This is a genomic window from Cupriavidus sp. 05N39 (assembly GCF_056397325.1).
This window is the reverse complement of record NZ_JBFTNE010000182.1, coordinates 1-7,236: the sequence shown is the minus strand read 5'-3', so window position 1 is coordinate 7,236 and position 7,236 is coordinate 1. Positions and strand designations below refer to the sequence as shown.

The following is a 7,236-nucleotide window of genomic DNA, read 5'->3' as shown; positions in this document are numbered from 1 at the left end:
GCCGGCAGGCGCGCCGCGGCCGCGGCCGCCGCCATTGCCCTGGCCCTGGCCGCGGGCCTGACGGCCCTTCTGGATCGGCTCGGCCGGGATGCTCGGATCGACCTCGAAGCCCGGCAGGATGGTTTGTTCGATCTGGCGCTTGATCAGCCGCTCGATGTCGCGCAGCAAGGCGGTTTCATCCACGCAGACCAGCGAGATCGCCTCGCCCTCGGCGCCGGCACGGCCGGTGCGGCCGATACGGTGCACGTAGTCTTCGGGCACGTTGGGCAGGTCGTAGTTGACCACGTGCGGCAGCTGGTCGATGTCGATGCCGCGCGCGGCGATATCGGTGGCCACCAGCAGGCGCAGCGTGCCGGCCTTGAACTCGGTCAGCGCGCGTGTGCGGGCCGWCTGGCTCTTGTTGCCGTGGATCGCCAGCGCCGACAGGCCTTCCTTGTCGAGCTGCTCGGCCAGGCGGTTGGCGCCGTGCTTGGTGCGGGTGAACACCAGCACCTGGTGCCAGTCGTTCTCGCGCACCAGGTGGGCCAGCAGTTCGCGCTTGCGCTCACGGTCCACCGGGTAGACGCGCTGCGCCACGGTCTCGGCCGTGGTGTTGCGGCGCGCGACTTCGATGGAAGCGGGATTGTCGAGCAGACGGTCGGCCAGGCCACGGATCTCGTCGGAGAAGGTGGCCGAGAACAGCAGGTTCTGGCGCTTCGGCGGCAGGACGTTGAGGATCTTGCGGATGTCGTGGATAAAGCCCATGTCCAGCATGCGGTCGGCTTCGTCCAGCACCAGCATTTCCACGTGCGAGAGGTCGATGGTGCGTTGCGACAGGTGGTCGAGCAGGCGGCCAGGCGTGGCCACCACGATATCGACACCGCGCTTGAGTTGTTCGATCTGCGGATTGATGCCCACGCCGCCGAACATCACCATCGAACGCAGCTTGAGGTACTTGCCGTAGTTACGGACGCTTTCCTCGACCTGGGCCGCCAGTTCGCGGGTGGGGGTCAGGACCAGCGCACGCACCGGCAGGCGCTGTCCGCGCGCGGGTTCGCGGGCAGCCGGGGATTCGGACAGCAGTTGCAGCAGCGGCAGCGTGAAGCCGGCCGTCTTGCCGGTGCCGGTCTGCGCGCCGGCAAGCAGGTCGCCCCCCTTGAGGATGGCGGGAATCGCCTGCGCTTGAATCGGAGTCGGCGTGGTATAGCCCTGTTCGGCCACGGCACGCATAAGCTTGTCGGACAAGCCAAGATCGGAAAAAGACATGAATTGACGCTTCGGCCGCCCTTTGCGCATGTGGTGCGCCAATCGCGGGGGCGACGTGAGTGAGAAAACCGAAAACCGGAAAAGAGCGACCGGCGAAACGAGGCGACTGCCCCCGCTTCTTTAGGAGGAAAGGCCGCTAGTGTACCAGCCTGGCGCTATCGCGCGCGCCAGGCGCCCCGATGGGCCCGATGGGTCCGGGTGGCGCTGCGCTATCATGGCGGCCAGCCACGCCCTGGTCCCGCCTGGCCGTGCCCCCGCGGGCACGGGCATGCCCGGCCCGGCTCCATCCTCCCCCCCGGATGACGTCACGATGCGGTTCAGGTTCATCGAAGACCAGGAAGTCACTCTCTTTACAGCCATCCCGGTAGGGATCGCCGCCGCCATCGTCACCACCCTGTTCAAGGAAGCGCTGGACGCCAGCGGCTATGTGATGTTTGGCACGCATGCGGATATCGTCACCGTATTTGCCGGGCTGGCGCTGGCCTGGCGGGTGCTGATCCCGACCCTCGGTGGCGTGGTCGCGGGCTTGCTGCTGACCGCCGCGGCCAGGCTCAATGCGGCACAGCCCGGCGTTTCCGACTATATGGAAGCAGTCGCCAGCGGCACGGGGCGGCTGCCGGTACGCATCACATTGCTGCGCGCGCTGTCGTCGTTCTGCTCCATCGTCACCGGCAGCTCGGTCGGTAAAGAGGGCGCGATGATCCAGCTCGCCGCGCTGTGCGGCTCGCTGTTCCCGTCGGCGCGCGGCAGAGCCGGCCCCGATGGCGACACCAACCTGAGGCGCATGCTCACGGCCTGCGCCGCGGCCGCGGGGCTGGCCTCGGTGTATCACACGCCGCTGTCGGCCGCGGTCTTTGTCGCCGAGGTGGTGTTCGGCGCGGTGGCGGTGCAGCGGCTGATGCCGCTGTTCCTGGCCTCGGTGGCAGGCACCGTGGTCAGCCAGCTGCACGGCGGCCTGCAACCGCTGTACCCGGGCCTGCATGTGCCGTCCGACATGCTGCACGCGCCGATGCTGCTCGCCGCTGTGCTGCTGGGCGTACTGGCCGGTGTCGCGGGCGCCCTTTTCATGCGCGCCTCCAGCCTGGCCAAGGGCGCCTTCGCCCACGTGCCGGGCGGCATGGTGCCGCGCCTGGCGCTGGGCGGCGCCCTGGTGGGCGTGCTGGCGATCCGGGTGCCGGAGGTGGTAGGCAATGGCTACTACACCATCCAGTCGATCCTGATGGCGCATCCCCTGAGCGTGTCGCTGGCGGCCGTGCTGCTGGCCAAGCTGCTGGCCACCGTGCTCAGCATGGGCTCGGGCGCGGTGGGCGGGGTGTTCACCCCTTCGCTGTTCGTGGGTGCCGCGCTCGGGCAATTGCTGGCGCCCGCCGTGCCGGGAGGCGGCGGCGCGCCGCTGCTGCCGCTGGTGGGCATGTGCGCCTTCCTGGCCGCCACCAGCCAGGCGCCGCTGATGTCAGTGCTGATGGTGTTCGAGATGACACTGGCGCCGGCGTTGCTGCTRCCCGGCATGATCGGCGCGGCGGCGGCCTACTACACCGCCTCACGCTGCCAGACCTTGTCCTTGTACAGCGTGGTGGCCGAGCGTACGCAAGCCTCGGCCGCGGCGGACCGCGCGCGGGCGCTTACGCTGGCCGGGCTGTGCGAGCCCACCGACACCACGATCGGCCCGGACGCGACGCTGGAACAGGCCAGCGACAAGTTCGCCGAGACCGGCACGCGCTACCTGTATATGGTGGCGCCCAATGGCTGCCTGCTGGGCGCGCTGTCGATCCACGCCGTGCAGCGCGCGCTGCGCGAGCAGCCGGATGCCGACCTGTTTACGCTGTGCGAACGCGACTTCCCCACGCTCACCCCCGAGTCGCGCCTGCCCGACGCATTGAGCCTGTTCACCCATCACGCGCTCAACCGCATCCCGGTGATCCGCGATAACGGCGGGCGCGAACTGATGGGGACGGTCTCGAAGCGGCGTGTGCTGCAGGAAGCATCCGGACTGTTCTAGGCCAGCGCGGGCGGCGGGCGACCGGGTAGAATATCGGGTTGCCCGGCCTGCGCCAGGCGCGGCGGCACGGTGCGCGTAGACTTGGCTGGTGCGCCGCTTGCCGCGGACAACCCGCATCGCCTTCGTTTCCCGAACCGTTTTTCGCCGGAGCCTCCATGTCAGCCAACCGTGCCGCGCGCCCTGCCCTGTTCCTGCGGGCGACCCTGCTTGCCGCATCGCTCGCCACGTGCGCCGCTCTGCTGCCGGCAACGGCACAGGGGCAGGCGCCGTTGCGGGTGATCCCGGCCGACGCGGCGAAAGCCCGGCTGGTGCTCGCCGCGCCGTCGCCCGGCGCACCGCAATCGGCAACGCTGGACGGCAAGACCGTTGGCGTGGCGCCCGGCCTGCGGCTGTTCGGCACCGACAACCAGTTGCTGCCCATCGCGGCGGTGGCCGGCCAGAAGCTGCCGGTGCGGTTCAAGCTCGACCTCTACGGCCAGTTGCTGACGGCCTGGGTGCTGAGCGAGCAGGAACAGAAAACCGCGCAATGATCGTCGTCCGGGCCGCGGCAACGTGCCGTGGCTCCCGGATTTGTTGAGTCCCCATAAAGCCCTGATGCCCCCAGGTCAACCACTGAGATCGGCACCATGAAAAAAGTCTTCGTCAAAACCTACGGCTGTCAGATGAACGAGTACGACTCGGACAAGATGGTCGACGTGCTCCACGCCGCCGAAGGCCTGGAAAAGACAGACAACCCCGAAGATGCGGACGTGATCCTCTTCAACACCTGCTCGGTGCGCGAAAAAGCGCAGGAGAAGGTGTTCTCCGAACTCGGCCGCATGAAGGCGCTCAAGGCGCTCAAGCCCGATCTGGTGATCGGCGTGGGCGGTTGCGTGGCGAGCCAGGAAGGCGCCGCCATCGTCAAGCGCGCGCCTTATGTCGATGTGGTGTTCGGCCCGCAGACGCTGCACCGCCTGCCCGCCATGATCGACCGCAGCCGCCAGACCGGCCATTCGCAGGTAGACATCTCCTTCCCCGAGATCGAGAAGTTCGACCACCTGCCGCCGGCGCGGGTCGAAGGCCCGAGCGCCTTTGTCTCGATCATGGAAGGCTGCTCCAAGTACTGCAGCTACTGCGTGGTGCCTTACACCCGCGGCGAGGAAGTCTCGCGCCCGTTCGAGGACGTGCTGGCCGAGGTCGCCGGGCTGGCCGGGCAAGGCGTGCGCGAAGTCACGCTGCTGGGGCAGAACGTCAACGCGTACCGCGGCGCCATGGGCGACACCAGCGAAATCGCCGACTTCGCGCTGCTGATCGAGTACGTGGCCGAGATCCCCGGCATCGAGCGGATCCGCTACACCACCAGCCACCCGAAGGAATTCACGCCGCGACTGATCGAGCTGTACGAGCGCTGCCCGAAGCTGGTCAACCACCTGCACCTGCCGGTGCAACATGCGTCCGACCGCATCCTGATGGCCATGAAGCGCGGCTACAGCGTGCTGGAGTACAAGAGCATCATCCGCAAACTGCGCGCGCTGCGCCCGGACATGTCGCTGTCGTCGGACTTCATCATCGGCTTCCCCGGCGAGACCGAGGCGGACTTCGACAAGCTGATGGCGATGATCGAGGAGATCGGCTACGACACCTCCTTCTCCTTTATCTTCAGCCCGCGCCCCGGCACGCCGGCGGCCAATCTGGCCGACGACACGCCGCACGAGGTCAAGCTCCGGCGCCTGCAGCACCTGCAGGCCACCATCGAGGAAAACGTGCAGCGCATCAGCAAAGGCATGGTCGGCTCGGTGCAGCGCATCCTGGTGGAAGGCCCGGCGCGCAAGGACCCGACCGAGCTGCACGGCCGCACCGAGAACAACCGCGTGGTGAATTTCGCGCTGCCGGGCGTGCCCCAGGACCGCCGCGACCGCATGGTCGGCGAGATGGTGGACGTGGCCATCACCGAAGCCTTCCCACACTCGCTGCGCGGCGAAATCGTAGTGCGCCAGTAATCCAGGCCGGGTTGCGCCTGCCGGCCGTGGCCGGCGGGCGCGACGCAAGAAGCCGCCACTCGTTCCCAGATGAAAATTCCCTCAGCCGAATTCGTCGCCCCCAAGGACGACAACACCCGCCTGCAGAACCTGTGCGGGCCGCTTGACGAGAACCTGCGCCAGATCGAGCAGGCGCTCGACGTCACCATCCTGCGCCGCGGCCACCGCATGACGGTGCGCGGCGCCTACGCGCGCGACGCTGCCGCCGCGCTGGAGCGCTTCTATAACCAGGCCCGCACGGCGCTGTCGATCGACGACGTGCAGCTCGGCCTGGTCGAAGCGCGCCAGGTCGCCGCGCACGGCGCCTATGTGCCGGACGGCGCCGGCGGTGCCGAGGCCGACGCCTTCGAGGACGAATCGCCCGTACTTCACACGCGCCGCGCGGGCCTGCACGGGCGCACGCCAATGCAGCGCGACTACCTGCGCAATGTGCTCTCGCATGACCTCACGCTGGGCATCGGCCCGGCCGGCACCGGCAAGACCTACCTGGCCGTGGCGTGCGCGGTGGACGCCCTGGAACGCGACTCGGTCAAGCGCATCGTGCTGACGCGCCCGGCGGTGGAAGCCGGCGAGCGCCTGGGCTTCCTGCCCGGCGACCTGGCGCAGAAGATCGACCCCTACCTGCGCCCGCTGTACGACGCGCTGTACGATCTGCTCGGCTTCGACCGCACGCAGAAGATGTTCGAGCGCCAGATGATCGAGATCGCGCCGCTGGCCTATATGCGCGGGCGCACGCTGAACCACGCCTTCATCATCCTGGACGAAGCACAGAACACCACGCCCGAGCAGATGAAGATGTTCCTGACCCGGATCGGCTTCGGCTCCAAGGCGGTGATCACCGGCGACACCACCCAGATCGACCTGCCGCGCGGCCAGAAGAGCGGCCTGGTGGAAGCGCAGCATGTGCTGCGCGAGGTGCGCGGCGTGGCCATGACCCGCTTCACCAGCCTCGACGTGGTGCGCCATCCGCTGGTGGCACGCATCGTCGATGCCTATGACGAATATCACGCTCAACACCGAGACGCTTAACCGAACGCAACATCGTGAACGCAAACTCCTCCCCCGCCAGCCTGATCCTGTTCGACGCCGACGGCCGTGCGCGCAAGACCCAGGCGCACGCCGTGCGCGTGCAGCTGCCTGACGGCCGCAGCATCACCGTGGACCTCTCGCAAGCCGCCGATGGCGTGCTCGCGCTGCTGGCCGAGCACACCGACGACCGCCAGCAGGCCGGCCTGCTGGTGCGCCCGGACAACCATGACGCGCTATCCGTGGCCGTCACCGCCACGCCCGTGGTCACCACCACCGGCACCCCCGCCACGCCGCCGTCGCTGGAACTCGCGCTGCAGTACGGCGAGGGTGTCAAGGGACGACGCGGCCTGCCGACGCAGCGCAAGGTGCAGACCTGGGCCAAGTCGGCGCTGTACGCCGATGCCACGCTGACCATCCGCTTTGTCGGCGAGGAAGAAGGCCGCAGCCTGAACCGCAGCTACCGCGGCAAGGACTACGCGACCAATGTCCTGACGTTTGCCTATGCCGAGCATGAGTCCGATCCGGTCAGCGGGGATATCGTGCTGTGCTGCCCGGTGGTGGAGCAGGAAGCGCGCGAGCAGAAGAAGCCGCTTGAGGCGCACTATGCGCATCTGATCGTGCACGGCGTGCTGCATGCGCAGGGCTATGAGCACGAAGAGGACGCCGAGGCGGAGGAAATGGAAGCCATCGAGACGGAGACGCTGCAAGCGCTAGGCTTCGCCGACCCGTACCGGGCAGACGGCAACATCAAAAACAAAGTCTAGAAGACAGGCTTAGCCGTGATCCCCGCCCCAAGGCAGGAATCACCCACCCGCGATGCGAAGCGTGCCGTCAAGGTGTACCAGGCCGTATGGGGCGCCTCGTCGGCAGGCAAAAAGAGCGGAAAAGAGGGACCCATGTTTGAGTATCGCCTTAAGGCGATGCGAGTTTGGGTCCCGGCCGCTC

General features: G+C 67.9%; 6 protein-coding genes. 5 read left to right on the top strand and 1 reads right to left on the bottom strand.

The annotated features are described in order from the left end of the window. Positions 1 to 1,245 (bottom strand): DEAD/DEAH box helicase (locus AC1DN0_RS39670; RefSeq protein ID WP_477146535.1); only part of this gene is annotated, 1,245 nt, incomplete at its 3' end. 310 nt (positions 1,246 to 1,555) lie between these two features. On the opposite strand from AC1DN0_RS39670, the gene AC1DN0_RS39665 reads away from it, so the two are divergent. The 5 genes from AC1DN0_RS39665 (at position 1,556) to ybeY (ending at position 7,055) form a co-directional block, all read left to right on the top strand. Next, a complete protein-coding gene (locus AC1DN0_RS39665) occupies positions 1,556 to 3,244 on the top strand; it encodes a ClcB-like voltage-gated chloride channel protein (protein WP_477112163.1) in 1,689 nt (562 codons plus the stop codon). Positions 3,245 to 3,399: 155 nt separating this feature from the next. Beyond that, positions 3,400 to 3,774, top strand: coding sequence for a hypothetical protein (locus AC1DN0_RS39660; protein ID WP_441637326.1), 375 nt, complete (start codon positions 3,400 to 3,402; stop codon positions 3,772 to 3,774). A 96-nt stretch (positions 3,775 to 3,870) separates the two neighbouring features. Continuing rightward, positions 3,871 to 5,223, top strand: coding sequence for a tRNA (N6-isopentenyl adenosine(37)-C2)-methylthiotransferase MiaB (miaB, locus tag AC1DN0_RS39655; protein WP_035868040.1), 1,353 nt, complete (start codon positions 3,871 to 3,873; stop codon positions 5,221 to 5,223). Between the two features lie 69 nt (positions 5,224 to 5,292). Then, complete coding sequence (locus AC1DN0_RS39650; RefSeq protein WP_477103869.1) at positions 5,293 to 6,291, top strand: PhoH family protein; 999 nt, start codon at positions 5,293 to 5,295, stop codon at positions 6,289 to 6,291. 14 nt (positions 6,292 to 6,305) lie between these two features. After that, positions 6,306 to 7,055, top strand: coding sequence for an rRNA maturation RNase YbeY (gene ybeY / locus AC1DN0_RS39645; RefSeq protein WP_441637322.1), 750 nt, complete (start codon positions 6,306 to 6,308; stop codon positions 7,053 to 7,055). Positions 7,056 to 7,236 lie beyond the last annotated feature (181 nt).